Annotated in this window: 23 protein-coding genes; 10 read left to right on the top strand and 13 right to left on the bottom strand. The window is 31.9% G+C overall.

Annotated elements, in window-relative coordinates; all coding sequences use genetic code 11:
* Positions 1-257: 257 nt before the first annotated feature.
* The 6 genes from JE46_RS13770 to JE46_RS13745 form a co-directional block, all read right to left on the bottom strand.
* Positions 258-905 carry a hypothetical protein gene (locus JE46_RS13770; RefSeq protein ID WP_031455875.1) on the bottom strand — a complete coding sequence of 216 codons (648 nt, stop codon included), beginning with the start codon at positions 903-905 and terminating at the stop codon, positions 258-260.
* Between the two features lie 126 nt (positions 906-1,031).
* On the bottom strand, positions 1,032-1,514 hold the full coding sequence (locus JE46_RS13765; protein WP_031455874.1) for a hypothetical protein: 483 nt from the start codon (positions 1,512-1,514) through the stop codon (positions 1,032-1,034).
* 91 nt (positions 1,515-1,605) lie between these two features.
* Positions 1,606-2,397, bottom strand: a complete 792-nt coding sequence (locus JE46_RS13760; RefSeq protein WP_031455873.1) for a (Fe-S)-binding protein — start codon at positions 2,395-2,397, stop codon at positions 1,606-1,608.
* A 136-nt stretch (positions 2,398-2,533) separates the two neighbouring features.
* Positions 2,534-3,865, bottom strand: a complete 1,332-nt coding sequence (locus tag JE46_RS13755) for a (Fe-S)-binding protein (protein ID WP_031455872.1) — start codon at positions 3,863-3,865, stop codon at positions 2,534-2,536.
* A gap of 5 nt (positions 3,866-3,870) precedes the next feature.
* A complete protein-coding gene (locus JE46_RS13750) occupies positions 3,871-4,836 on the bottom strand; it encodes an MlaD family protein (RefSeq protein ID WP_031455871.1) in 966 nt (321 codons plus the stop codon).
* Positions 4,837-4,886: 50 nt separating this feature from the next.
* A complete protein-coding gene (locus JE46_RS13745; protein ID WP_031455870.1) occupies positions 4,887-6,017 on the bottom strand; it encodes an N-acetylmuramoyl-L-alanine amidase family protein in 1,131 nt (376 codons plus the stop codon).
* Between the two features lie 80 nt (positions 6,018-6,097).
* Here JE46_RS13745 and JE46_RS13740 point away from each other — a divergent pair, with 80 nt between their 5' ends.
* Together JE46_RS13740 and JE46_RS13735 are read left to right on the top strand one after the other, a co-directional pair.
* Positions 6,098-8,812 (top strand): putative LPS assembly protein LptD, encoded by a 2,715-nt coding sequence (locus JE46_RS13740; protein WP_031455869.1) that lies wholly within the window; start codon positions 6,098-6,100, stop codon positions 8,810-8,812.
* Between the two features lie 29 nt (positions 8,813-8,841).
* Entirely contained in the window at positions 8,842-9,222 is a 381-nt protein-coding gene (locus JE46_RS13735) for a RidA family protein (protein ID WP_031455868.1), read from the top strand.
* Here JE46_RS13735 and JE46_RS13730 read toward each other — a convergent pair.
* The 5 genes from JE46_RS13730 to JE46_RS13710 all read right to left on the bottom strand — a co-directional run bounded on the left by JE46_RS13730 (position 9,203) and on the right by JE46_RS13710 (position 17,572).
* Positions 9,203-9,577 (bottom strand): methylglyoxal synthase, encoded by a 375-nt coding sequence (locus JE46_RS13730; protein WP_031455867.1) that lies wholly within the window; start codon positions 9,575-9,577, stop codon positions 9,203-9,205. The two genes, JE46_RS13735 and JE46_RS13730, sit on opposite strands and share 20 nt — an antisense overlap.
* Positions 9,578-9,586: 9 nt before the next feature.
* The gene (locus tag JE46_RS13725) at positions 9,587-10,438 is read right to left on the bottom strand and encodes an N-acetylglucosamine kinase (RefSeq protein WP_031455866.1); all 852 of its coding nucleotides are present in this window, start codon (positions 10,436-10,438) and stop codon (positions 9,587-9,589) included.
* Between the two features lie 128 nt (positions 10,439-10,566).
* A complete protein-coding gene (gap, locus tag JE46_RS13720; RefSeq protein ID WP_031455865.1) occupies positions 10,567-11,571 on the bottom strand; it encodes a type I glyceraldehyde-3-phosphate dehydrogenase in 1,005 nt (334 codons plus the stop codon).
* Positions 11,572-11,644: 73 nt separating this feature from the next.
* Positions 11,645-12,631, bottom strand: coding sequence for a 6-phosphofructokinase (gene pfkA, locus JE46_RS13715; protein ID WP_031455864.1), 987 nt, complete (start codon positions 12,629-12,631; stop codon positions 11,645-11,647).
* 435 nt (positions 12,632-13,066) lie between these two features.
* Entirely contained in the window at positions 13,067-17,572 is a 4,506-nt protein-coding gene (locus JE46_RS13710; RefSeq protein ID WP_051872886.1) for a translocation/assembly module TamB domain-containing protein, read from the bottom strand.
* Between the two features lie 190 nt (positions 17,573-17,762).
* Between JE46_RS13710 and tsaD the strand changes: the two genes are divergently transcribed.
* The 8 genes from tsaD to JE46_RS13670 all read left to right on the top strand — a co-directional run bounded on the left by tsaD (position 17,763) and on the right by JE46_RS13670 (position 24,844).
* On the top strand, positions 17,763-18,785 hold the full coding sequence (tsaD, locus tag JE46_RS13705) for a tRNA (adenosine(37)-N6)-threonylcarbamoyltransferase complex transferase subunit TsaD (protein ID WP_031455862.1): 1,023 nt from the start codon (positions 17,763-17,765) through the stop codon (positions 18,783-18,785).
* Positions 18,786-18,787: 2 nt separating this feature from the next.
* A complete protein-coding gene (locus JE46_RS13700; RefSeq protein ID WP_031455861.1) occupies positions 18,788-19,501 on the top strand; it encodes a 16S rRNA (uracil(1498)-N(3))-methyltransferase in 714 nt (237 codons plus the stop codon).
* Between the two features lie 126 nt (positions 19,502-19,627).
* On the top strand, positions 19,628-20,266 hold the full coding sequence (locus tag JE46_RS13695) for a DUF4159 domain-containing protein (RefSeq protein WP_031455860.1): 639 nt from the start codon (positions 19,628-19,630) through the stop codon (positions 20,264-20,266).
* 10 nt (positions 20,267-20,276) lie between these two features.
* Positions 20,277-20,774, top strand: coding sequence for a TrmH family RNA methyltransferase (locus JE46_RS13690; protein WP_031455859.1), 498 nt, complete (start codon positions 20,277-20,279; stop codon positions 20,772-20,774).
* A 153-nt stretch (positions 20,775-20,927) separates the two neighbouring features.
* Positions 20,928-21,890 (top strand): zinc metalloprotease, encoded by a 963-nt coding sequence (locus JE46_RS13685; protein WP_031455858.1) that lies wholly within the window; start codon positions 20,928-20,930, stop codon positions 21,888-21,890.
* Positions 21,891-21,999: 109 nt separating this feature from the next.
* Positions 22,000-23,091 carry an AI-2E family transporter gene (locus JE46_RS13680; protein WP_031455857.1) on the top strand — a complete coding sequence of 364 codons (1,092 nt, stop codon included), beginning with the start codon at positions 22,000-22,002 and terminating at the stop codon, positions 23,089-23,091.
* 2 nt (positions 23,092-23,093) lie between these two features.
* Positions 23,094-24,278 carry a THUMP-like domain-containing protein gene (locus tag JE46_RS13675; RefSeq protein ID WP_031455856.1) on the top strand — a complete coding sequence of 395 codons (1,185 nt, stop codon included), beginning with the start codon at positions 23,094-23,096 and terminating at the stop codon, positions 24,276-24,278.
* A gap of 2 nt (positions 24,279-24,280) precedes the next feature.
* Positions 24,281-24,844, top strand: a complete 564-nt coding sequence (locus JE46_RS13670; protein WP_031455855.1) for a hypothetical protein — start codon at positions 24,281-24,283, stop codon at positions 24,842-24,844.
* Here JE46_RS13670 and JE46_RS13665 read toward each other — a convergent pair whose 3' ends face one another.
* Positions 24,845-25,510 (bottom strand): M15 family metallopeptidase, encoded by a 666-nt coding sequence (locus JE46_RS13665; protein ID WP_031455854.1) that lies wholly within the window; start codon positions 25,508-25,510, stop codon positions 24,845-24,847.
* 38 nt (positions 25,511-25,548) lie between these two features.
* The gene (locus JE46_RS13660) at positions 25,549-26,370 is read right to left on the bottom strand and encodes a phospholipase A (protein WP_031455853.1); all 822 of its coding nucleotides are present in this window, start codon (positions 26,368-26,370) and stop codon (positions 25,549-25,551) included.
* Positions 26,371-26,735: the final 365 nt, after the last annotated feature.

The following is a 26,735-nucleotide window of genomic DNA, read 5'->3' as shown; positions in this document are numbered from 1 at the left end:
TAGAAAATCAGCATAAATCTTATCAGGGACAACCCTTATTATCAACGAGTAAGATATAAAACCTTTTGTTGAATTCTTATTCGCAAACTTGCTGTGTCTTAAAATAAAACTAATTTAAATTTAAAAAAAAAGATTTATTAACTTGTTTATGTCATAGTAATCGGGGCTAGTTTAGAGGTTTCGTTTTTATAAGAAATAAAAGTAAGATTACAATATTAATTAAAAACACTAAATTCAAAATCTACCAAAGCTGTTGTCTAAAAAAATATAGCAACAACTATTAAAACCAACTGAAACAAAAGCAGCAGCCAGAAAACCAAAAATGAAGGTTCAATAGTTTCAGACACAAATTTTTTTATATTACCAGAAATAACTTCGGATAGTTTAAGATCTTTATTAGCGAAATCTACATTATTAAAACTGATTTTATTAAGTAAATAACTAATTACTTTTTTCTTGATCTTAGAACTTTCCTTATCATTTTTATTCGCTTCTAAAAGTTTCAATTTTAGCATTGTTTTATTCGAAATTGAATTAGTCCAATTATTAGAAGCTGTCAATTTATCTACAAGTAAGGCAATTTTTCCTTCTATGTAACCTCCCATCTTATTTTCCCAAATTTGATGAATAGCAGTCTGGATAGCTACTTTGTTTGCAAACATGAAATAGGCCAAAATAAACATTGGAGTACCAATAAATAAAAGAAATCCACAGAAATTATGAGAAAATAGATTTATCAAGTATACATATATACTTCCGTGTCCGCCTCCAGCTCCACCATTGTCCTGAAATAGAATTATTAAAAAACATATTAATGTAAATAAAGTTCCAACCGATACAATTGTAAACCATCTGAAGGATGATTTTGCCGTAATTTTAGCAATAATCTTAATTTCTTCATTCATAAGTATTTATCTTTTTATTTTAGTATTTGTTTACAATAATACATTTTTAATAAGTAAAAACCTATTTGTATAAACAAAAAAGGCATGAAAAATAAATTTCATGCCTTTCGATAAATAGTATTATTTTTAGAAAAATCTGCTATGCCAGCTGTCGGCGGCAGGAACTTCCCAAGACTCATTAAACTCTTCAATATTATTTACTAAATTATTAAAAACTATCGTATTCTCAGATACCGATTTGTCTTTTACCATTTTCTTGAAATCAATTAATGGTTTGTGGGCAATATGCTCTCCAAGTTTAAAAGTTACGTTCATTTTATCCAATAAATCAACATTATACTTTTTCTCTAAACCCTGAATAAACTCAACAGAACTATCTATTGAACAGCCTGTAGCAGCCTGCACATCCTGATTAACAGCCAAAATTATAAATCGATTGTATTTAAGCAAAAAAGAAGCTTCAAGACTTGTTCCATGCGCAGCCCATTCTTCTACAAAAGCTTTTAAATCAGTTTCAATCTCAGAAAATTCTTCCTCAGAAAATTTTCTGTTCGATTGATAAATCCAAACTCTGGATTCACCTGGTAAATTTTCAAAAGGTATATACATTTTTAATTTTAGATTTATTTTTTTGTTTCAAGTTTCAGGTTTCAGGTTTCAAAACTTAGAACCTTAACCTCTTAGTAGCTCAGAATCTTAACTAAAGATCTTGCGCATTAGCAATTAACTCAGCAATATCCATAACTTTTACCTGACCTTCTTTTTCTTTGTTTTTGATACCGTCCGTTAACATCGTATTGCAAAACGGACAGCCCGCTGCAATAATATCGGGTTGGGTTTCAAGTGCATCTTCGGTTCTTTCAATATTTACCTCTTTATTTCCGGGTTCTGCATCTTTAAACATCTGTGCTCCCCCAGCTCCACAACATAAGCCATTCGCTTTAGAGCGCTTCATTTCAACTAATTCAACGTCCAGTTTCTCAATTAAATTTCTTGGAGCTTCATAAATTTTATTGGCTCTTCCTAAATAACACGGATCATGAAAAGTAATTTTTTTACCCTTAAACTGACCACCTTCTACAGTAAGCCTTCCTTCATCAATTAAGGACTTCAAAAACTCTGTATGGTGAATAACTTCATAATTACCTCCCAATTCAGGATATTCATTTTTTAAAGTATTAAAACAATGTGGACAGGCAGTAACTATTTTTTTTGCTTCATAAGCATTCAAAACCTCAATATTCATAATGGCCTGCATCTGAAATAAAAACTCATTCCCTGCTCTTTTTGCCGGATCTCCGGTACAGCTTTCTTCAGCACCCAATACAGCAAAAGAAACGTTTGTACGATTAAGAATTCGCACAAAAGCTTTTGTGATTTTTTTTGCCCTATCATCAAAACTTCCTGCACAACCAACCCAAAACAACACTTCCGGTTGTTTTCCTTCTGCTAACATCTCTGCCATTGTTGGTACTACTAAACTTTCTGACATCTTCTTATTTTATTATATCGGTTAATCATTGAATTGCTTAAAAGTTGATAACGAATTGACAATCCATTTGTAAAACCTAAATTATTTTAAAATCGGCAAACGGTTAATAAACAAGCAATCATTTAAACAATAAATCCTAATTCTCGTTTTTCCAATTCAATCGGTCTTGCTGGCTGTATTGCCAAGGTGCACCATTATTTTCAATATTTGTCATCATAGCGTTTAATGACATCGGGGCAGCACTTTGTTCCATTACCAAATAACGACGCATATCCATAATAATAGACAGCGGACTAATATTAACGGGACATTCTTCAACACAGGCATTGCAAGACGTGCAAGCCCACAATTCTTCGGGAGTAATATAATCGTTTAATAATGTTTTATTATCCGGAACAAAAATACCTTTATTGCTATCTATATTTTTCCCTACTTCCTGCAAACGGTCTCTCGTATCCATCATAATCTTACGAGGAGATAATTTTTTTCCTGTTTGATTTGCAGGACAAGAAGATGTACAACGTCCACATTCTGTACACGTATAAGCATTTAATAATTGCACCCAGTTTAAATCCTGAACATCACTTGCACCAAATTTTGCAGGAACAGCATTTTCATCTACAGCAGCAGCAGCAAACGGATCGGCATTTGGATCCATCATTAATTTTACTTCTTTGGTAACCGACTCAAGATTATTAAATTTTCCTTTAGGATTTAAATCTGCAAAATAAGTATTTGGAAATGCTAAAAGAATATGAAGGTGTTTTGAGAAATACAAGTAGTTCATAAAAACCAAAATACCAACAATATGCAACCACCAAAAAACTTCAAACAACAGAACCACCAATTCATTTGACATTCCGTTAAAAACAGGAGCTATGAATTGACTTACCGGAAAACTTCCTGCCTTATGAAAAACTCCTCCCGGAACATTTTGCAAATGCAAATCAGAGGCATTCATCAGTAAAAACAAAACCATTAGAACGGTTTCAAAATACAAAATATAATTAGCATCACTTTTAGGAAATCCGGTTAAATCCGAATGTATAAAACGTTTTAATCTAATCAGATTTCTTCTAATCCAGAAAACTGTTACTGCAAAAATTACAAGTATTGCTAATATTTCGAAAGAAGCTATTAAGATATCATAAACAAATCCCAGATAAGGGGCGAAAATTCTATGAGTTCCAAATAACCCGTCAATAATTATTTCAAGTAATTCAATATTAATAATTATGAACCCGACATAGACAACAACATGAAGTATTCCAGCTATAGGACGCTTAACCATTTTTGATTGTCCCAGTGCAATCATAGCCATATTTGCCCAACGTGCTTTAGGATTATCTTTTCTGTCTACATCAACTCCCAAATTGATATTTCGAATGATTTTTTTTACGTTTGAAGCAAAAAAAGCGAAACCAGCTATCAGCACTATAGCAAATAAAATATTATCTAGATAGCCCATTACTATTATTTTTTAGTTGTCGAATTTACATCTTCTGTCGGAGCTACATAAGGTTTATTTTTCTTTCCAAAAACAGAAACATTTACATAGCGTGTTGGATTAAGGCGCACATCCTGTAATAATAATTCTAATTCTTTTGAAGTTTTTGACAAATTAGTATACAGGGCATCATCATTAAGTAATTTTCCGGCAGTTCCTTTCCCCGAATTCAAATTACTCATAATACCGTCAACTTTTGCAAGTGTCTGATTTAGATTTCTAACCGTTTTACCTAAATCGGCTTTGTTTAAAGAATCAGAAATTTTATTAAAATTGCTTGACATTTTATTAAAATTTGTCACAACTCCGTTAATCTGCCCTTTATTAGTATCTAAAATAGAATTAAGGCTTCCTGAAGCTCTATGAAACTGCTCCATAGTCTGACTCAATTCTGACAATGATTTCTTTAAATCTTCCTGTCCTTTTTTATCCAAAACATTGTTTAGTCCGGAAACCAAAGTATTAATATTTGCAAGCATTAAATTTAATTGCTGCTGAATTGGCTCAATTTTATCACCTAAGGATTCTGTTAATCCTAATTCTATAGCAGCCTCCAGAGTTTGCCCATCTACCGCAAGGTTTTTATCTTCCAGATTTGGTATAATTTTAATTTGTTTTCCTCCAATTAAGCTTGGGGAATATAATGCTGCTTTACTGGTTTTAGAAATTGGGAAATCAGTTTTTAACTGAAGCTCTACTAATAACTTACCTGTTGTTTCATTGATTGTAATTTTACTTACTTTACCAATCCCAAGTCCGTTTAAAGTTACTGGAGCTGACTGTGGTAAATCCTCTACATTATCATATTCAACATATAAAGTCTGATAATTAGTAAAAAGGTCTTTCCCTTTTAAAAAACTATACCCCCAAATAAATAATAAAATTGATGCGATGACTAAAATAGCCGTTTTGATTTCTCTTGTTAGTTTCAAAATTGTAAGTGTTTGTACAAAAATAATATAAATATTCGAACTTACCAGTATTATTTGATAGCGTCCTGAATGTTGATTTTTTCACCATTTTTAGTCGCTACTAAAAAAGAAGCACCATATCCTTTACTTTTAGCTTCTTGCAAATATTTTTTAGCGCTTTCGTAATCTGAAGTCTCCTGATAAAAATATTTATAAATATTATTTTCATAGATCATCGTTACATTTTTTAACCCCTTGAAGTTTTTAGGCTCTAAAGGTGTCTTTTTTATACTGGCAATAAGCTGCACCTTAAAAAAAGTTCCTTTTACAGTATCCTTAACTATTTTTGGAGTATTTTCAACTGTTTTAGGCTTTGCAGGGATAGAAGTATCTCTTGCAGGCTTCATGTCGTTTATTTCCGGGGCACCTGTTCCAAAGTATTCTCTTTTATAACTTAAAATAGCCTGAGCAATTGCCTGAGCTATATCATCCTGTCCTGCTTCTGAATTTAAAATATCTCCTTCAGTAGGATTAGACACAAATCCTGTTTCTACTAAAACCCTTGGCATATAAGCCTTATGAAGTACCATAAAAGGAGCTTGTTTTACTCCTTCTCCTCTAATTTTTTTTCCAAGTTTTGCAAAATTATCTTCAATTTTACTAGCTAAGGAAATACTGTTATCCAAATATTCTTCCTGCATCAACATCATTGCCGTCATTGACTCAGGCGAATTGGGATCAAATCCTTCATACTTACGTTTATAATCTTTTTCGAGTGTAATAACCGAGTTTTCTTTTTTCGCTGCTTCAAGATTCGAAGAAACTTTACTCAAACCCATTACATATGTTTCTGTTCCGTCTGCAGCTGTATTTTTATTGGCGTTGCAGTGTATCGAAACAAAAATATTGGAATTGGCTCTGTTAGCAATATTGGCCCTTTCTACCAAATCAATAAAAACATCTGTTTTTCGGGTATATATAACATGAACATTTGGATTAAGTTCTAAAATCTTTCCTACTTTCAAAACAATAGCCAAAGCAATATTTTTTTCAATACGACCACTATAAACAGCACCAAAATCATGATCTCCATGTCCTGCATCAAGTGTTACTTTAAAAACATTTGACTGAGAGTAAACAGAAAAACACGTTATGGTCAGAAAAAAAATAAATATTAGTTTAGTTTTGTTAAAAATGTTCATAAATCTAAAAGTTAATTTTAATAAAATGCAAAGCTATAATTTTTACAATTGATTATTTTTGCCAAAAATTATATGTAAGTTTGACATGTCAAAAAACAAGCCATACTTTTACAAAAATAGCATTTAAACCTTTGCATACAAACTTATTTAATATCGTTTTAATATCATTTTTCCTAACTATAGGATGTGGTAATTTATATTCTCAGGAAATAAAACCCAAAAAAACTCCGTTACCGGCTGCAAGACAATCTGATAAATCAAAAAAAGCTTCTAAAGACACCACAAAGACTATAACGGATACAATTAAAATTGACAGCATTAAGCCCAAAAAAGCTTTTCTAGATGGGCTACTTAAACATAATGCCAAAGGTTACGAAAAGATAGATAAAAAAAAGAATACCCTGACTCTTTATGATGAAGCCGAATTGTATTATAAAGATATTGAATTAAAATCCGGAATTATTATTCTTGATTATAAAAATGATGAAGTATACGCCGGAAGGATAAAAGATTCTGCAGGGATTCTGGTACAATATCCGAATTTCAAACAAGGGTCTAATGAAGTTCAGCCAGATTCAATTCGCTTTAATTTCAAAACAAAAAAGGCTTTAATTTATAATTCCAGAACAGAACAGGGAGAATTTAAAATTAAAGCAGAAATCACCAAAAAGGAGAATGACTCGGTTTACTATTTAAAAGGAGCTCGTTTTACTACATCGACTGACGTTGACAACCCTGAATATTATTTCAGAACGAGCAAAGTAAAATTTGTTCCCGGAAAAAAAGTAATTACCGGATTAACAAACATGGTTATTGCAGACGTTCCTACTCCAATTGCATTGCCATACGCCTATTTCCCAATGAGCGAAGAAAAAAGTATTTCGGGTATTATTGTTCCCAGTTATAACGACTCTAACACCAGAGGGTTTTCATTACAAAACGGAGGTTATTATTTTGCTTTAAGTGACAATTATGATTTAACTGTTTTAGGAGATTACTATACCAACGGCAGTTATGCTATGCGTTTTGAATCTTCATATGCAAAAAGATACAAGTATAGAGGGAATGTTAATTTTAGATTTGAGAATTTAATATCAAGCGAAAGAGGCTATCCTGATTATTCCAAACAAAATATTTATAATATTCAGTGGTCACACTCAAAAGATTCCAAATCGAATCCTAACTCGAGTTTTTCTGCTTCTGTGAATATGGGTAGTAGTAAATATTTCAAACAATCCATTAATCAGGCTAATATTGGTTCCAGTTTAAACAACACGCTTAGTTCTTCCATTTCGTGGAATAAAACATTCAATACTATCCCACAAGCCAGAATAGCCTTAACTGCAACGCATTCTCAAAATACACAAACTGAAGAAATAAATATGACTTTACCTTCGTTACAGGCAAGTGTTGATCGTATTTATCCATTTGTTGGAAAAGACGGTGTCAAAAAAGGTCTAATTAAAAATATTAACCTACAATACAATCTGAGTGGTAAAAACAGTTTTGTAACTACTGATTCACTATTCTTCAAGCCTCAAATGTTTGATAATGCCAAAATCGGAATGCAACACAGCATCCCAATTAGCACCAACTTTAAAGTATTTAAATATTTTAGTGCAAGTGCATCAACTAACTATCAGGAAACCTGGGTAACCAAAACAATCAACAGATCTTTTGATAGCGACTTAAATACTGTTGTTGATAAAACAGTTAATGGTTTTGATGCCTTTAGAACGTATAACTTTAGTTCAAGTTTAGGAACCACTATCTATGGTACTTTCAAATTTGGGGACACAAAGAAAATACAAGCCATACGACATGTAATGCGCCCATCATTCTCCTACTCCTACACACCTAGTTTTGAAAGATATTATGACACATACGCCATAGATGCAACCGGAGCCACTTATAAAGATTACACCCGATTTGAAAACGGAGTTTACGGGCAACCAGGAAAATCAAATTCTAATATAATCGGTTTTGATTTAAGCAATACTTTTGAAGCAAAAGTAACAGATAAGGACAGCACTAAAACAGAGCCTAAGAAAGTGATGCTGTTAAATAATTTAAATTTCAGCACCAGTTATAATTTTAATGCTGACGGAAAAACAACATTCGCACTTGAGCCTATTCGGGTTAGTGGAGGAACGCAATTGTTTGACAATAAAATGAATGTCAATTTTGCCGCAACATTAAACCCTTATGCCATTGATAATTCCGGACAGCAAATTAATGTATTCAACATCAATAATAGAGGAAGCTTGTTTAGAATGACAAGTGCCAATATGACACTGAATTATTCCTTTTCAAACAAAAACGACAAAAAGGATGAAAACAAACAAAGTGAGCGAAACGGAGGTCGTAGTGATGATTTATTTGGAACAAACACCGACCTTAATGACACCAGGAAAAGTCAATTTACCGAAGAAGATTCTGAGAATGTAATAACAGAATTCTTCAATTCAAAACTTCCCTGGGATATGACTATGGCTTATTCATTGACTTATACAAATACAAAAAGAGAAAATAAGATTTCGGGTAATTCTTTAATGATTTCTGCAAATATGGATATTACCCCTAAATGGAAAGGCGGAATCTCAACCGGTTATGATTTTGTACAAAAAGGCGTTACTTTTACACAACTGCGTTTTGAAAGAGATTTATTAAGCTGGAGAATGTCTTTTAACTGGACACCTCTTGGTACGTATTCTAACTGGAATTTCTTTATTGGAATAAAATCAGGAATGCTTAGTGATATTAAATGGAACAAACGAAGCGCTTCTAACAGATAATCAAAATACAATTTTAATCTTTTTGTGATATGAAAAAAATAATCTTCACCGAAAAAGCACCAGCACCAATAGGACCTTATAATCAGGCTGTTTTATCAGGAAACACATTGTATGCTTCCGGACAAATAGCCATAAACCCGTCTACAGGAGAACTTGTTACAGAAAACATAAACGATGAAACACATCAGGTTATGCAAAATATTTCTGCCATTCTTGAAGCCGCAAATATGACATTTGAGAATATTGTAAAGGCTTCTATTTTTATTATGGATATGAATAATTTTGCAGCAATAAATACTGTTTACGGATCTTATTTTAATGAAAAAACCGCTCCAGCACGTGAAACGGTTCAAGTGGCTTGTTTGCCAAAAAATGTAAATGTTGAGATTTCTATAATCGCTGTGCAATAGCTTCTAATAATAATTGTGCCGTTGCTTCGTTGGTTGCCAATGGCACATTATGCACATCACAAACTCTTATTAACATATTTATATCTGCTTCGTGCGGGTGACTCGACAAAGGGTCTTTAAAAAAGAAAACCATTTGAGTTAATCCTTCAGCTACTCTTCCGGCAATCTGAGCATCTCCGCCCAAAGGTCCTGAGAGCATTCGCCTTGTTTTAAAACCTGCTGCTTCAGCTTTGCCTCCTGTTGTACCAGTACCAATTAAACTTACATTCTCATTTTGCAGAATCTCTGTATTTTTAATTAAAAAATTAATCAAGTCTGCTTTTTTACCATCATGTGCAATAATTGCAATTTCCATTCTAAATTATTATTTATTAGCAACGTGATAAGCTATGAGACCGTCAATTGGACGTCTCAAAACATTACCTAATTTAAGTTCATACTTATCAAATATTTCCTGTAATTCGTCTTTTAAATAAAAAGCTATAGAACCAACAAAATGAACAGGAACTTCCTGGCAATTATCATATTGTTTAATATAGTTTTTAACAAAAGATTTCATCCCTTTGAAAATTATTTTTCTACAAAACTCAGACTCTTTATGCTGAATCAAAAACTTGGCAAAAGTTGCTAAATAAGCATTTGGGTTTGGCTCTTTATATAATTTATTTTTAATAAAATCAGGATCCAAATCGTATTCTTTTTCAAACTCAACTGCCAGTTCTTTAGGCATTTTATTGAAATAATATTTTCTGATCAATTCTTTTCCAAAAACATTTCCACTACAGTCATCCATTGCAATATAGCCTAATGACTGCACTTTTTGATGCAATATTTTCCCATCAAAATAACTACAATTAGAACCAGTACCCAAAATACTAACAATTGCCTCTTCTCCTTTTGGTGTAGTTGCATAAACTGCTGCATAGGTATCCTCATGAACCTCTACAATTGCATTTTCAAAATACGCTCTAAACACCTCTTTTAATGCAGTTTGCATTCTTTCAGTTCCGCAACCTGCACCGTAAAAGAACAAATGTGTAGCTTCTTTTCGATTTTGAGAAATATCAAAACGATCATTTACTCTTTCAATAATTTCAGGACCATCAAGAATTTCCGGGTTCAATCCTAAAGTTTGCGTAGTAAACAATACTTTACCATTATCATCAATCGCTATCCAATCAGCCTTAGTAGAACCGCTATCAACTATTAATTTCATTTTAGTTTAGTTTTTTTTAGTTAGTTTAACTTCAATTAAAAGTGTATTTTTTACATTAATTAAAGACATAACAAAATAAGAAAATCCCGTTACTTTGAAATAACGGGATTTTATCATTTAATAAAATATTATTTTAAACCTGCGATATGCACAGATAAATCAATCAATTTACTAGAGTATCCGTACTCATTATCGTACCATGATACCAATTTGAAGAAAGTTGAATTTAAACCAATTCCTGCAGTCGCATCAATGATTGAAGTTCTTTTATCAGAAATGAAATCCTGAGAAACAACTGCATCTTCAGTATATCCTAAGATACCTTTTAATTCATTTTCAGAAGCTTTTTTCAAAACTGCCATAATTTCTTCATATGAAGTTTCTTTAGCAACTTTTACAGTTAAATCTACTGTAGAAACGTCAGCAGTAGGTACACGGAAAGCCATACCTGTTAATTTTCCGTTTAATTCAGGAATAACTTTTCCAACCGCTTTTGCAGCACCTGTTGAAGAAGGAATGATATTGATTGCAGCTGCACGTCCACCTCTCCAATCTTTTCTTGAAGGTCCGTCAGATGTCATTTGAGTTGAAGTAGTTGCGTGAACTGTAGTCATTAAAGCTTCAACAATTCCGAAATTATCATTAATTACTTTAGCTAAAGGAGCTAAACAGTTTGTAGTACAAGAAGCATTAGAAACAATTAAGTCAGAAGCTTTTGCCGTTTCGTGGTTCACACCCATTACAAACATTGGAGCATCTGCAGAAGGAGCAGAAATGATTACTTTTTTAGCACCACCTTTAATGTGCTCATTTGCAGTTTCGATAGTTGTGAAAATACCAGTACATTCAGCAACTACATCAACATCAACTTCATTCCATTTTAAGTCCGCTGGATTTCTTTCTGCAGTGATACGGATGTTTCTTCCGTTTACATAAAGTTTTCCTTCTTTAACTTCTACAGTTCCGTCGAAACGACCGTGAACTGAATCATATTTTAATAAGTAAGCTAAGTGATCTACATCTAATAAATCATTGATTGCAACTACTTCTACATTATCTCTGTTGAAAGATTCTCTGAAAACGATTCTTCCAATACGTCCAAATCCGTTTATTCCTAATTTTACTTTTGACATTTTACTCGATTTTGTTTTTGTTTTTATTTAACTATTAAAAGTTTAATTTTCTCACTATAAACTTCGTTTCTTTTTATGTTGACATTATATCTGATACTCTTAATAATTCTCTGTCAATTTCAGACTTTCCTTTAATCGCCTGTTCCAACGGAGTCAGAGCTACTTTATCCTGCTGTAAACCAACCATGTAATTTGATTTACCATCTATTAATGACTCTACTGCTTTTACTCCTAAACGACTTGCTAAAACACGGTCGAAACATGAAGGAGAACCTCCACGCTGCATGTGTCCCAAAACAGATACACGGACGTCATATTCAGGTAAATTAGCTTCAACATAGTCTTTTAATTCGAATACATTTTTACCAATTTTATCACCCTCAGCGATTACTACTATACTTGATGATTTTCCTGAAGCTTTACTTTTTTGAAGAGAATCTAAAAGTCTTTCAAGACCTAAATCTTCCTCAGGGATAAGAATTTCTTCTGCACCTGCACCGATACCGGCATTAAGAGCAATGTGACCTGCATCTCTACCCATAACTTCCACAAAAAACAATCGGTTATGTGAACTTGCAGTATCTCTAATTTTATCGATACAATCTACAACTGTATTTAAGGCAGTATCGTAACCTAAAGTATGACTTGTTCCAAAAATATCATTATCAATTGTACCCGGAATACCCATAACAGGAAAACCGTATTCAGAATTAAAAATTAACCCCCCGGTAAAACTTCCGTCTCCACCTATAACTACCAAAGCATCAACCCCGGCTTTTACAAGATTGTCGTGTGCTTTTTTTCTTCCTTCAGGTGTCCTGAATTCAATTGAACGTGCCGATTTTAAAATCGTTCCACCTTTGTTTACAATATTATTTACACTTCGAGGCCCCATTTCTTTGAAGTCTCCTTCAATCATTCCCTGATAACCTCTATAAATTCCCAAACATTCTATATTATGATAGGCGCATGTTCGAACAACTGATCGTATTGCGGCATTCATTCCTGGTGAGTCTCCTCCTGAAGTAAGAACACCTACTTTTTTTATTGTTTTTGGCATTATTTAAGTATTAAAGTGTAAAATTAGCAAACATTCACCACTTTTCAGTAGATGATTATTATAAATTGGTATAAATTACCAAATTCAAACGTTTTCGGTTAATAAGTTTTTATATCCCAAAAAATTCATTTAAAATAATAAAAGTATCCTTTTTTAATTAAAAATGTAAAATTAACAATCCAGAAATGAAGTGTTACAAAATTTTGTATTTTATAATGATTTAGAAAAGATGTTTAAAATATTATACCACAACCTTTTGACGAATAAAAATATGTGCTGATTTTAGATTCGAAACCCATTTCTGTTAAAAGTCTTCCACTCATGATGACAACTTTTTATTAAGAATGTTTTATACTCGAATTACATTTCAGATCTGTCTTTTCATCAAATCAAATGTAATCAATTTCCCAATGGGTTAAATTTATAATGATATTTTTAAAAGTCATTGTCTGGTATTAGTCCCTGATTGTTGTTATTTTGTTGTTGTTCTTGTTTCTTTTCTTCTTTTTTATCGGACTTCTTTTTATCCTTTTCAGCTTCTTTTTTAGAGTTTACAAAATTAATATAATCTGGGTTTAAATTAGAATCCTGCAAGTCATTGGAATTTTTACCAGTTTTTTCTAATTTATATTTTTTGAAAATTTTATTGACTAACTCGCTAAAAGTATCAAAATCTACTTCGTAACTAATACCAACACCTTGTGTGTAACCAATTCCCTGACCTACATAACTAATATCATTTTCCTTATTAAATAAACGCAGGTTTGCAGTTCCATCTTCATTAATCCTGTATTGTACTTCAATATCACCTACAATTGCCGATTCATTTACACCTCCTACCGGCACTCCAAGTTTTCCGTTAATAGCAATACGTTCATTAATTTGCGACGTTACAGTTGCTACAACCCGTCCATCAGCCTCTTGACCAATACGTCTGTCTGCAGAAACATAATTAAACCCAACATTGATTTTATCATTATCTGACTTAATTATTCCTCCCAATAAGCTCATAGCTGTTTCAGACAATGTTCCTGACAAATCTCCCTGACTGAAACCATCTGTACTCATGAAAGAACCAGTGGATAATAGATATAATGCCTGAGTCTGACGAATGTCTTTGTCATCCAGTTTATATTGTATTTCTGATTTTAAAACATTACTTACAGAAGGAAACTGAATATCAAAATTTGGTTCCGGACTAGTTAAATCTCCTCTTAAGCCTATAACAACCTCTACCGTAACCTTTTTATTAAATGAAGAATTCTCTAATAAAACAGCAGGATTTGCTATAGTTGTATATACAGCTTCTAAATTTAATTGTGCTTTCATAGGGTTACCTTCCCAAATAATTGAACCTCCTTTTCTAACAGCGAATTTTTTATCTATTAATCCGCCATATTTAAAATTATAGGTTCCTTCATAAGCCTGAAAATCTCCCCACATATTAAACTTACCAAGGGTATTGATTTTAAACAGCAGCGATCCATATCCTTTACCTTTCATACCATGTCCGGAATCCCTGTCTAAAATTACCTCTATTTCTGCATCGGGGGTAATATCAAAATCAAATTCTAATTCCAGGCCATTATAGTTTTTTGTTTTCTCTACAATACCATTAGCTAAATTATATTTTTCCTTGGGCGTTACAAAGTGGATAAAACTTTTTTCTTCAACACTTTGTACATTACTTATGGGTATTTTTATCTGTGTATCTTTACCAGATTTCGCATCAACTTTAATAAACAAGGCTTCTGTTGGCCCTTTGATACTTGCAGTTCCATTAATAAAAGCCGTTCCAAAATAAGCAGCATCTTCACTGTCTTTTGTATCTAATGCCAATAATCGTTTTGAAGTTATGGTTAAATCTAATTTCCAGTCTCCAAAATTCTTATGTTCAATACTTCCGTTTAACAATCCTTTTGTTCCAAACTTGGTATCCGTTAACTGATTGTTTCTAAATAAGAATTTTTCATCTGTTAAATCCACTACAGTACGATTGTTTAGTTCATAATCTGTATTAAGATAAGTAACAGTCATACCTGCTTTTTCAACATAAAGTCTTCCATTAATTTCCGGTTTTTTAAGATTACCGGCAATTGCAGCATTTCCTGAAACAGTTCCTCTTATATTGGACAAAACATTTCCTCCGATTGTTCCCAGAGTAGCCAAATTAAAACCATCGAGTTTTAATTTTAAATCTAACATGGTTTCTTTATTCTGAATAGCAAAACTGCCTTCTGCTTTAAAAGATTCAGTAAAATTATTTTCAATAGATGAATTTATTGTAAACTTTTTAAACGCTTCATCTCCCGAAATGTCAAACTTTAAAGTTCCTAAATCTATTTTATTTAAATTTAAATGATAAATTTCAATAGAAGCTGTAGGCTGGTAGACATTTTTATTCTGCTTATAATTTATATTTCCATTCAAATTACCATTTACAACAAATTTATTATTTAAAGGAGTAATTTTATTGATATCAACATCTTCAAAATTTAAAACAACGTCCTTATAATCAGATCCTTTTATAACTCCATTCAAATCAATTTTTTGATTTTCATGTGATAATATGATATTATCAATAGTAAAGTTTTTAAAGTTTTTATCGAAAACTACCTGATTGTTATCTTCTTCATCTTCATTTAAATACCATAAGTAGTCTTTAAATTTCATTTCAGATTTATGAATTCCAACTATATTATTTTTATTTTTATCTATAGTATGATATAAGTTCAAATTATAATAATCCTCTCCTTTGTTTCCTCCTTTAAACTCAGAACGAACAAACAGTGTATCTTTAGAAGTTACATTAATCAGGCTGAAATCACGAACTTTATAGTAAGGTGTCTTTATACTATCCAATTCGACAAAAGCATTATACAATGGGTTTTTATTATCAATATTGATTCGGACATTATCAAATGTATTTTTTGAAGCCGTTATTTGTTGTGAATTAAATCTAAACTTAAATTCCTGTTTATCAGAATCTATCTTGCCGCGCAAAACTGTACTTGAATCAATTTTAATATCCGGATACAGCATTTCTACTACTTTATTGTAAACATGAAAATTGAAACGCAAAAACTGCCCTTTTTTGACTTTATGAGGTTTATAATTTGTATAAAGACTTCCAACAGAATTCATTACCAATTTATCTAACTGATCAAACTGAAATTTACCTACTATTTTCCCGTTTACAACATCTGTGGAATTGACGGTTATAGTACGTAATTTATCCGAATCAAAACTTGAGTTCACAGTTACTTCATCAAAAACATACGTTGATTTCGGATTTTGATAGACAGCATCTTTTATATATATATTTCCCTGTAAATTTTGAATAGAATTACCAGTTACCTGAACAATAGCATCTCCAGTAAATGTGGAAATTGAATCCTTAACCAGTTTCAGTTTTCTTAAATCCGAATTTTCTACATTAATATGAAAGTCGTATTTGTTTTCGCGTTTACTCAAATCAACCAGACCATCAAATGTCAGGTTCAAATTAGGGTCATTAATAGCTACCTGCCCTTTATAATAAGGCAATTTAAAATTACCATTTACTACAATATTATTATAAGTATATTTATTGTAGTCAAGTTTGGCAATATCTCCTTTTATAATCGTGTTTAGATATTTCTTAGAAAAGCCAACACCGTCAACATCTAAATTTAAGGTCGTTTTACCAATATCTTTTCTATTTAATAAGGCACCCACATTGAAATTATCCAAAATAACATTTCCTGAATAGGAAGCTTTATCAATAAAATCAATATTATTCATATTTAACTGAATCTGACCGTTCCCTAAATCAGTTGCCATTTTAAATTTGGATTCTAAATCTGTTGTCGATACTTTTACTGTACCCACAATATTGAATTTACCAATTCTTTGCAGTTCCTTTGGAAGTTTTTTTCCTAAAACATCTGGCAGCAAAACAACTAAATTATCATAACTCGAAATCAGTTTATCAAACTTACCATTCATAGAAAACTTTTGAGTTTTGTTTCCTAAAAGATTTCTGAAATTAATATTACCTATTATTCTTGAGCCATTTGCATCTCTTAATCTCAATCCTTTTAAATTAAGATTATTTAAGGGGCCTTCTATTTTAGTTTTTATTTTAAAGTGCTGGTTTTTCCCTAAGCCTTTATAAAAATAGCGTATATCGTTTGAAGCTAAAGAAGCTGAATCTAATGCCACATCAAACCTTACTTTATCAGTGAATTCTAAAAAATCTTTAACTTTATAATTTAAAATCGCTTTACCGTAAATATTGGATCTTTTGGTTGTTATCGCTAAGTTTTCAAGTTTAATTTGTTTTTTGGAATAACTAAACTTTGAACTCAGATTTGTTACATAAAGACCTCTGTGATCTAAAAAAGAAAATCTATGAATATTGGTGTTTATTTCAGAACCATATATTTTAAATTCACTGATATAAGTATTCAGTTTTTTAAAGTCAATAATCTTTGGCGTTTTTTTATTCTCATCAATTGCAGAAAATGCACCCTGAGAAATATAGGCATTCCTGGCCGTTAACAAAAAGTGTTTTTTTGATTTAGTTGGTTTTCCTGATTCAAATAATCTTATAAAAACATTGATATTATTTTCATCTTCATTTTTATACGTTTTCAAATTAAAAATCAAACCTGTTAAGCGAACATCTCCAAAAATCAAATCACCATCAATCAATCGGGTTACACTTAAAATATCGGTGGTAATAATATCCGAATAAATTAAAGTTTTTTTATGATGGTCAAGAATCAATACTTTTTTAAGTTTAACACCTCCAAAAACATTTATAGCCACTTTATCGATACTGATATTCGTTTTAAAATCGGTATTGAGTGTTTCAGCAATGTAATGTGCAATTTTGGTTTGCACTACAGGTAAAGACAAAGTAATAGCAGATACCAGTATAAGCAAAACTAACCCCATTAGGGTTCTGGATACTATTTTCTTTACTTTTTTGATAGCTGCTTTTATTTTAGTTTTCTTTTAAATTTATTTTGAACAGACAAAGTACGACTGTTTTTGATAAAAATTCTTTAATTTTGGCTCCTCCTTTACAATCAAAGCAAATTAAAAATTTGATTTGTCAAATATAATTCAAAATTTGTGCCTTTATATGCAAAATTCAGAGGTTTTTATTCTTGCCATCGAAAGTTCCTGCGATGATACTGCCGCCGCGGTTTTACATAACGACAAAGTACTCTCAAATGTTGTAGCGAATCAGTTAATTCACAACCAATATGGCGGTGTAGTTCCAGAGCTGGCTTCCAGAGCACATCAACAGAATATTGTGCCTGTAATTGATGCTGCATTACGTAAAGCAAATGTACAAAAAGAGCAATTAACAGCCATTGCTTTTACCCAAGGTCCTGGTTTAATGGGCTCATTACTCGTTGGAAGTTCTTTTAGTAAGTCATTATCACTGGCATTAAAAATTCCGTTGATTGCTGTAAATCATATGCACGCGCACATTTTAGCCCACTTTATAGATGAAGAAGGCTTTGACAAACCTGAATTTCCTTTTTTAGCTCTAACCATTAGCGGAGGACATACACAAATTGTAAAAGTTAACGGTTTTTTTAACATGGAAATCATTGGTGAGACTACTGATGATGCTGTTGGAGAAGCTTTTGACAAAAGTGCCAAAATACTTGGGCTTCCCTATCCTGGTGGGCCTTTGATAGATAAATATGCAAAAGAAGGTAACCCGAAAGCATTTACATTTACAAAACCAAAAGTACCGGGATTAGATTTTAGCTTCTCGGGATTAAAAACCGCCATTTTATATTTTATCCAAAAGAAAAAAATAGAAAATCCTAATTTCATTGAAGAAAACCTGAACGATATTTGTGCTTCTATACAATATACCATTATCGAAATTTTAATGGATAAATTAAAATTAGCAGTAAAAGAAACAGGAATCAGGCAAATTGCTATTGGCGGAGGTGTTTCGGCAAATTCAGGAATCAGAAGCAGATTAAAGGAAAGTGAAGGTAAATACGGCTGGAAAACCTTTGTTCCGAAATTTGAATATACAACAGATAATGCTGCAATGATAGGAATTGTTGGTTATCAGAAATATTTATCAGGGCGTTTTGAAACTTCTGCAGTTGTTTCAAAAGCACGAATTCAATTTTAATTATGCAATTATTTTACAATCCGAATATAGACGAAACGACTGAAACTTTTTCTTTTGATAAAGAAGAAAGCCGCCATATCATAAAGGTTTTACGAAAAAAAGATTCCGATATTCTACACGTTACAAATGGTTTAGGATTATTATTTGAAACCGAAATAACGCTTGCTTCAGATAATAAATGCATTGTTGAAGTACTTTCGATAAAAAAATCTTCTGAACCGCAATTTCGTTTGCATTTAGCCGTAGCGCCAACCAAAATGAATGATCGTTTTGAATGGTTTTTAGAAAAAGCAACCGAGATTGGTATACAGGAAATAACACCCGTTTTTTGCGATCGATCTGAGAGGAAAGTGGTTAATAAAGAGCGTTTTGAAAAGATTATTTTATCAGCAATGAAACAATCTAATGAAACTTTTTTACCAAAACTAAACGAAGCCATTTCATTTAAGGAATTCATTAAACAAAAAAATGAAGGCCTGCAATTAATTGCTCATTGTGAAGAGACTGCTAAAAAATCATTGAAAGAAGTCTTGAAACCAAATGAAAATGTAACCTTGTTAATTGGACCCGAAGGAGACTTTTCTGAAAAAGAAATTATACTGGCTCTTGAAAATAATTTCCAGCCCGTGACTTTAGGAAACACTCGTTTACGTACTGAAACTGCCGCCGTGGTTGCTTGTCACAGTGTTGTTTTTTTTAATGAGAATATTAATTAAATCGTCAACTTGTCATTTTGACGAAGGAGAAATCACACTGGAAACTCCGCATTTATAATCTTCAATCTTTGTCGAATATTGAATGTGATTTCTCCTTCGTCGAAATGACAAAAAATATAAGTAGTTATGAAAAAAATATTTTTCTTGTTTCTATTCGCTTCCATCTCTTCATTTTCACAAGAAATTGCTTTGCTTAAATACAGCGGTGGCGGTGATTGGTATGCAAATCCTACTTCGTTGCCAAACTTAATACGGTTTTGCAATTCGAACATTCAAACGCAGATAAAAGCAAAACCATCAACGGTTGAACCAGGCAGTCCGGATTTACTGTCGTATCCTTTTGTGCACATGACCGGACATGGAAATGTTGTTTTCAGCGATTCTGACATCAGTAATCTCAGGAATTATTTAAATGGTGGCGGTTTTCTTCACATTGATGATAATTACGGAATGGATCAATATATTCGAAAAGAAATCAAAAAAATATTCCCGAACAATAATCTGGTTGAAATTCCTTCCAGTCATCCTATTTTTCAAAAACCTTTTCCTTTTCCGAACGGGTTGCCAAAAATTCACGAGCATGATGCAAAAAGACCTCAGGCCTTTGGCATTTTTGTAGAAAACAAACTGGTTTTACTTTATACTTATGAATGTGATCTTGGTGACGGCTGGGAAGATCCGGAAGTAAATAATGATCCGGCAGAAGTACGTCAAAAGGCATTAAAAATGGGAGCCAACATTATCAACTATATTTTTACCAATTAATTTCCAGACAGTGCAGCTTACTCACAAAGAAAATCAATTTGCAAGAAAAACATTTCCAATAACCCTTGTTTGTGATCACATCTATTTTCAGCAAAATATTGGTTCTCTTTTTAGGATCAGTGAAGCTTTTGGTGTCGAAAACATCATCTTTTTAGGAAAAGATATTCCATTAACTCCCAGAAAAATAAACAAGACTTCAAGAAGCACTCATCTCCATGTACCTCATATTGTTATTGAAGAAACAGCTGAATTAATTGACTATTTAATCGAAAATAATTTTGAAATTATTGCGTTAGAAATTACGAGTAACAGTAAACCTCTAAAAGAAGTCTTAATTCCTGACAATAAAAACATAGCACTTTTGATAGGAAGTGAAATTGATGGAATCTCTGATAAGCTTTTAGAAATTTCAAATCAAATCGTTCACATTAATATGTTTGGAAAAAACAGCAGTATGAATGTTGTTCAGGCTACAAGTATAATTTTGTACGAATTAACTTCTAAATAAAAAATTTAACTTTTTATAAGAACTAGACTACATAAGGGTTCGTAAATTTCTGGTTAATAATTTGTTATAAAAATTTGGTAGTTTACAATATTTGTTATAAAATTGGGTTAATATTTAACCTAAAAGTAATTTTATAACAAAAACCCCTTTATCATGAAAAAAATTTTTTTTTCCGCAATTACAGCTCTTATGCTGTTTTCTTGTCAAAATGAACAAACAGAATCATCAGATTCAAGTTCAAATTTAAATTCAAGTGTTGCTACCAGACGTGGATGTGCGTCCCAACAAGTTTTAGACGCACAGTTAAAAGCGGATCCAATGCTGGCAATCAGAATGAATGAAATTGAAGCATTTACAAACAAAAGCATCCTGACCAACCGTTTAGTAAATGGTAAAATCGAAATTCCTGTTGTTGTAAATGTTTTATACAGAACCGCTGCGCAGAATATTTCAACAGCACAAATTCAATCTCAAATTGATGTTTTAAACAAGGATTTTAATGCCTTAAATTCAGATTACAACAATGTTCCTGCACTTTTTTCTGGTGTAAAAGCAAATGTTGGGATTACATTTGTTTTAGATCAGGTGATTAGAAAATCGACTACCAAAACCCAATGGGGAACAAACGATGCTATGAAAAAAACTGCTCAGGGCGGATTGGCTCCAACTTCACCAACAACGAAACTTAATTTATGGTCATGTGTTATTGGTAATGATATTCTGGGATATGCGCAATTTCCGGGTGGACCATCATCAACTGATGGTGTTGTGATTGATTACAGATATTTTGGATTATCAGGTGCTGCCAATGCTCCTTTTAATTTAGGAAGAACTGGAACTCACGAAGTAGGTCACTGGATGAATTTACGTCATATTTGGGGAGACGCAACTTGTGGAAGTGATTTGGTATCAGACACTCCTGTTCATAACGAAGAAAACTATGGTGTTCCGGCTTACCCGCATTACAGTACATGTCCTGGAACTCCTGTAGAAATGACAATGAACTACATGGATTATACTAATGACAATGCCATGTATATGTTCTCAACAGGCCAAAAAAACAGAATGGCTGCTATATTTGTTTCCGGAGGGCCAAGAGCTTCTTTTGGAATCTAAAAAAGCATACATTATAAAACATCAAAGCGAGATATAACAATCTCGCTTTTTTTGTTTGCAGCAAATAATCTAAAAAGCTTTTCCTATATTTATGGTCAAAATTCAAAACATGATAACATCAAAAATTATTTCAAATGGAATCTTAAGAGCTTTAACAACTATTTTGATTATTGGAGCCGTCTTATATTTTTTGTATGAAATACAAACCGTAATTGTATATCTGTGTATCTCACTCATATTATGTTTGATCGCAAATCCTATGGTTCAGTTTTTAAAAAACAAATTAAAGTTTGGCAATTCCCTGGCTGCTACAACTGCTATCCTTTTTTTTATTTTAATGATGGTTGGTTTTATCTTTTTGTTTGTTCCGTTAATCATTTCACAGGCCAACAATTTAGCATTGTTAGACTCCAATCAGCTGCAATTACAATTTATTGAAACTGAAAGAAGCATAGAAACCTATTTTAATATCAAACATGTAGATATAGATCAAATGCTTAAAGAATCAAAAATAACATCAATGTTTAATTTTAGTTATTTTACGCGATTTATAAACTCTATCTTAGGATTTGTTGCCGATATGGGAATGGGATTAGTTTCTGTATTTTTTATTACTTTTTTCTTTGTAAAGGATCAGGATGATTTTAAAGCAAAGGCCAGAAAAATTTTGCCTGATAATAATGAAGATAAAATTATAAACTCAATTACAAAAATAAATCACTTTTTAACACGCTATTTTATTGGGTTATTATTACAATTAACAGTTGTGTTTATTTTGTATTTGATTGTACTAATCATTTTTGGAAATAAAAATGCTTTTGTAATTGCCTTTTTATGTGCTATTTTAAATATCATTCCGTATATAGGACCAATTATCGGAACAATATTAGCCGGAATTTTAACCATGATTAGTTTGATTGGTGCTGATTTTCAATCTGAAATTTTACCAACAACTATTTATGTCATCATAGGATTCCTGATCGTCCAGGCTATTGATAACAATATTAGCCAGCCTATAATTTCCTCAAAAAGTGTAAATTCGCATCCGCTGGAAATATTTCTGATTACGATAATCAGCGGAATTACTTTTGGAATTGTAGGAATGATTATCGCCATTCCGGTTTTTACAATGGTAAAAGTAATTTTGAAGGAATTTTTTCCTGATAACAAAATTGTGACCGTATTAACCGAAAGAATTTAACATTGAACTATTCGATTTTAAACAAAAACATTCAGGAATTTATATCTAAAAATAGTGGTGCATCCATTTCAAAATTAGCACTTCAGAAAAATCCTTTCCCAGAGGTTGACTGGATTTTAATTTTGAATCAAATTGAGGCCAAAACAAAAGCTAGGGAAAAATTACCCACATGGTTTTCTACAGAAAACATAATTTATCCGGGTAAAGTTTCTGTAGAACAAACTTCTTCAGAGAAAACTGCTTCTTATAAAGCTTCATTAATTTCAGGAAATACGCTGATAGATCTTACAGGTGGTTTTGGCGTTGATGATTATTATTTTTCTAAACAATTTAAAGTCGTTACACATTGTGAAATCAACGAAGATTTATCGGCAATTGTAAAACATAATTTCACGCAATTAGGTGTAAAAAATTGTTTTTGCTACGCCAACGATTCTGCAAATATCTTAAATGAGTCTGAACCAGACTTTAAATGGGATTGGATTTACATAGATCCATCCCGTAGAAATGATGCTAAGGGTAAAGTGTTTATGCTAAAAGACTGCTTGCCAAATGTTCCGGAATTATTGGATTTTTATTTTGAAAAAACAGATTCAATATTAATTAAAACAGCTCCTTTATTAGATATTTCAGCAGGTTTATCAGAATTAAAATTCGTAAAAAACATCCATATTATTGCTTTGGAAAATGAAGTAAAAGAATTGCTTTTTGAAATTCATAATCATTATACTGGCGAAGTAACCGTAAAAACTGCTAATATTTTAAAAGCAAACATTGAAACTTTTGAGTTTGTTTTGGACAAATTAGAATATGCATCATATCATTTACCACAAAAATTTCTGTACGAACCCAATTCGGCAATTATGAAATCGGGAGGTTTTGATGAAGTTAGTACTTCCTTCCAAATAAATAAACTTCATAAACATTCTCATTTATACACTTCTGATGAATTAATTGCTTTTCCAGGACGGAGTTTTGAAATTGAAAAAGTGTTATCATACAACAAAAATGACATGAAATCGGAACTTTTAAATCAGCAGGCAAATATTACTACACGTAATTTTCCTGAAACAGTAGAAAGCATTCGAAAAAAGTGGAAAATAAAAAATGGAGGAAATTCATATTGTTTTTTTACAACTGATAAAAATAATAGCAAAATAGTTTTAATTTGCAGAAAAATAACTTAAAAATGAAACACTTAATTACACTAACTTTTTTTCTGCTAACTTTCTCCACATTTGCCCAAAAACCTTGTGAATATGCTACGAATGTAACGGATTCAATTGGTACATATAAAGTTACAAATGAGTATTTAATCAGTGAAAAAAACTTTGGCGGAACATCAAATTATATCTTTTTTTCTTTGGCAAAAACTGATGCCTTGCCAACATTAAATCTTCAATTAATTCAAAAAAGCAAAGACTTTATAAAAGCGGATTGTTTTGACAAAAACTCGAAAGTATTTTTACAATTGCAAAATGGCAAAATTGTAACCCTATTGCACATTAATCAGGAAAACTGCGGAACACTTATTCGTGATAAAGAGTTTAACAACAGAATAAATTCAGGAATTTTTGTGTTTATGAAAGATAATTATGAAGAATTAAAAAAATCACCTGTTACCATTATGAGAATCAAATATTTAACCGACACTCAGGATTATATTGTACGAAGTGAATTAACTTCTGAAATGAACGGAAAAGTATATCATCCGGATACTTATTTTATGGAAAACATCAGATGTGTTGAATAATTAATCGCAATTCCATTTTTGACTGGAAACCTTGTCTTTCAAACCTGTTTTTAAATTATAATGCCACCATTCTGAATCAAAAGAATTAAAGCCATTTTTAGCCATTATTTTTCTAAGGAATTTTCTATTAGAAATTACTTTTTTTGAAAGTTTAGTATAATTATGACTCGCCTGAATTCCAAAGAAATCAAAGGGAGTTCCCATGTCAACTTCCTTACCTCCGGCATCAACTATAGAAATATCAACGGCTCCACCTCTATTATGAATGGAGCCTTTTTTTGGATCTGCTACATATTCAGGATTGGAAACAATTTCCCACATTTTTTTTTGAATAGACAAAGGTCTGTAACAGTCATACAGTTTTATTCTATAGCCTTTGTTCATAAACTCTTTATTAGCTGCTATCAAAGCCTTTACTGTTTTTAAACGCAAAAAACATTCGGCACAATCATAAACTTTGGCTTTTAAAAAATTATCCTCGGTTGCATATTTCATATCGTAGATAAAATCTTTACTGTACTCTTTTAAATTAACAAAAGTACTATCGGCAATTGTAGTTTCAGATGTATACACTTCATTTTGAGCTATGGAAGAAGAAATCCAAAAAAAAGAGACCAGAAAAAAAAACAAATTTGTAACTGTAGTTAATGGTGATTTTACTTTCATAATGAAGATTACTGTGTTTAGGTAAATATAAACAAAATTTAAAAAATGCCCATATTCTCAGGTTTAATCGTAAATCCTAAACGCACCATACTTTTATGTTCTCGGTAATCAATTAAACTTTCCGTATATCCTACAAACCACTGGAGTGTGAGGTAATAATTCTCATCTTTGTAGGGTCTCCAGTTTACCTGTGTCTGCAGGGATCCGTAATTGATAAGGCCGCTTCCTTTTCTAAAAAGTATGTCTGCACTCCATCGTCCCGGTTGTAGCTGGTAGGTTGCGCTTGCTTCACCATAACCTACATACTTAGTTAGTCCAGGATTATCTTCCTTATCAACAAGAGGAAACCATCCTCTAATGCCAACTATCCATCTTGGCGAAACCTGAGATTTTAAAGAAAAAGCCAGCATATTCCATGTTCTGGAATAAATAGAATCCCTGCCGTTTGATTCATGTTCTAATGAGATTGCCCCATAGGTAAGCCTTCCTCCTTTTAAGTAAAATGGACGAACAATGGCCAAACCCGGATTAAAATTGATTTCTGAAAATGGTTTTGAAGTTGCGTAAATATCCCAAAAAGCTTTTTGAGTGTACATTAAATAAGGAAAGAAACCACCCCACAAAGGTTTTGAATTCAATCGTAATTTAAAGCTAACCTGATATTTTACATCAGCGGAGTTGCGGTCAATATCAGCATTTATTGGTACTCCTGTTAAAAAATAATTATCTCTGTGAACAGAGAAACCAGGTTCTTTTAAAAGTGAATCTGCTGCGCGAAAATCTTTTCCGGGTTCTAAAATTTGAGCGTTTGCCTTGATTGAAAACAAAGCAACGAAAATTAATACGTATTTAAAGTGCATTCTTTTTGTAAATTGTAGTTATTTTTGGATTTATACTAATTTACGTTATTCAAAAAATCATATTAACTCAATAAATAAGAAAGTTAACCCAATAAATTTATTACAATTCCCTGACCGTAAAACATCATTTAAAAAATTAGAACTTATATCCTTTTTTATTGAAATCTCTAATCACTATGCTCTCTCTTTATGTTCTATCAGTTTTAAAATTTTTCCGCACTGTACTTATACCATTTTTATAGCCTGCTGTATAATACGGTTTTTTAAGCTTTTAGGAAAAGATATCACTACTCTTAAATAAACAAGACCGTTTCCCCTTAAATTTTGTCCGTTTGAACTATTTTTTTTGGTGTTCTCTCACTAAT

The sequence above is a fragment of the Flavobacterium chungangense LMG 26729 genome (assembly GCF_000735715.2).
GTDB lineage: Bacteria > Bacteroidota > Bacteroidia > Flavobacteriales > Flavobacteriaceae > Flavobacterium > Flavobacterium chungangense.
This window is presented reverse-complemented; position numbering and strand designations above follow the sequence as displayed.

Coding starts and splice junctions, on each gene's coding strand:
- JE46_RS13725 (WP_031455866.1), bottom strand. CDS start 10,438: ATGAAATTAATAGTTGATAGCGGTTCTACTAAGGCTGATTGGATAGCG.
- pfkA (WP_031455864.1), bottom strand. CDS start 12,631: ATGCCAAAAACAATAAAAAAAGTAGGTGTTCTTACTTCAGGAGGAGAC.
- JE46_RS13695 (WP_031455860.1), top strand. CDS start 19,628: ATGAAAAAAATATTTTTCTTGTTTCTATTCGCTTCCATCTCTTCATTT.
- JE46_RS13765 (WP_031455874.1), bottom strand. CDS start 1,514: ATGTATATACCTTTTGAAAATTTACCAGGTGAATCCAGAGTTTGGATT.
- gap (WP_031455865.1), bottom strand. CDS start 11,571: ATGTCAAAAGTAAAATTAGGAATAAACGGATTTGGACGTATTGGAAGA.
- JE46_RS13670 (WP_031455855.1), top strand. CDS start 24,281: ATGAAACACTTAATTACACTAACTTTTTTTCTGCTAACTTTCTCCACA.
- JE46_RS13745 (WP_031455870.1), bottom strand. CDS start 6,017: ATGAACATTTTTAACAAAACTAAACTAATATTTATTTTTTTTCTGACC.
- JE46_RS13755 (WP_031455872.1), bottom strand. CDS start 3,865: ATGGGCTATCTAGATAATATTTTATTTGCTATAGTGCTGATAGCTGGT.
- JE46_RS13660 (WP_031455853.1), bottom strand. CDS start 26,370: ATGCACTTTAAATACGTATTAATTTTCGTTGCTTTGTTTTCAATCAAG.
- JE46_RS13700 (WP_031455861.1), top strand. CDS start 18,788: ATGCAATTATTTTACAATCCGAATATAGACGAAACGACTGAAACTTTT.
- JE46_RS13685 (WP_031455858.1), top strand. CDS start 20,928: ATGAAAAAAATTTTTTTTTCCGCAATTACAGCTCTTATGCTGTTTTCT.
- JE46_RS13735 (WP_031455868.1), top strand. CDS start 8,842: ATGAAAAAAATAATCTTCACCGAAAAAGCACCAGCACCAATAGGACCT.
- JE46_RS13770 (WP_031455875.1), bottom strand. CDS start 905: ATGAATGAAGAAATTAAGATTATTGCTAAAATTACGGCAAAATCATCC.
- JE46_RS13710 (WP_051872886.1), bottom strand. CDS start 17,572: ATGGGGTTAGTTTTGCTTATACTGGTATCTGCTATTACTTTGTCTTTA.
- JE46_RS13665 (WP_031455854.1), bottom strand. CDS start 25,510: ATGAAAGTAAAATCACCATTAACTACAGTTACAAATTTGTTTTTTTTT.
- JE46_RS13680 (WP_031455857.1), top strand. CDS start 22,000: ATGATAACATCAAAAATTATTTCAAATGGAATCTTAAGAGCTTTAACA.
- tsaD (WP_031455862.1), top strand. CDS start 17,763: ATGCAAAATTCAGAGGTTTTTATTCTTGCCATCGAAAGTTCCTGCGAT.
- JE46_RS13730 (WP_031455867.1), bottom strand. CDS start 9,577: ATGGAAATTGCAATTATTGCACATGATGGTAAAAAAGCAGACTTGATT.
- JE46_RS13760 (WP_031455873.1), bottom strand. CDS start 2,397: ATGTCAGAAAGTTTAGTAGTACCAACAATGGCAGAGATGTTAGCAGAA.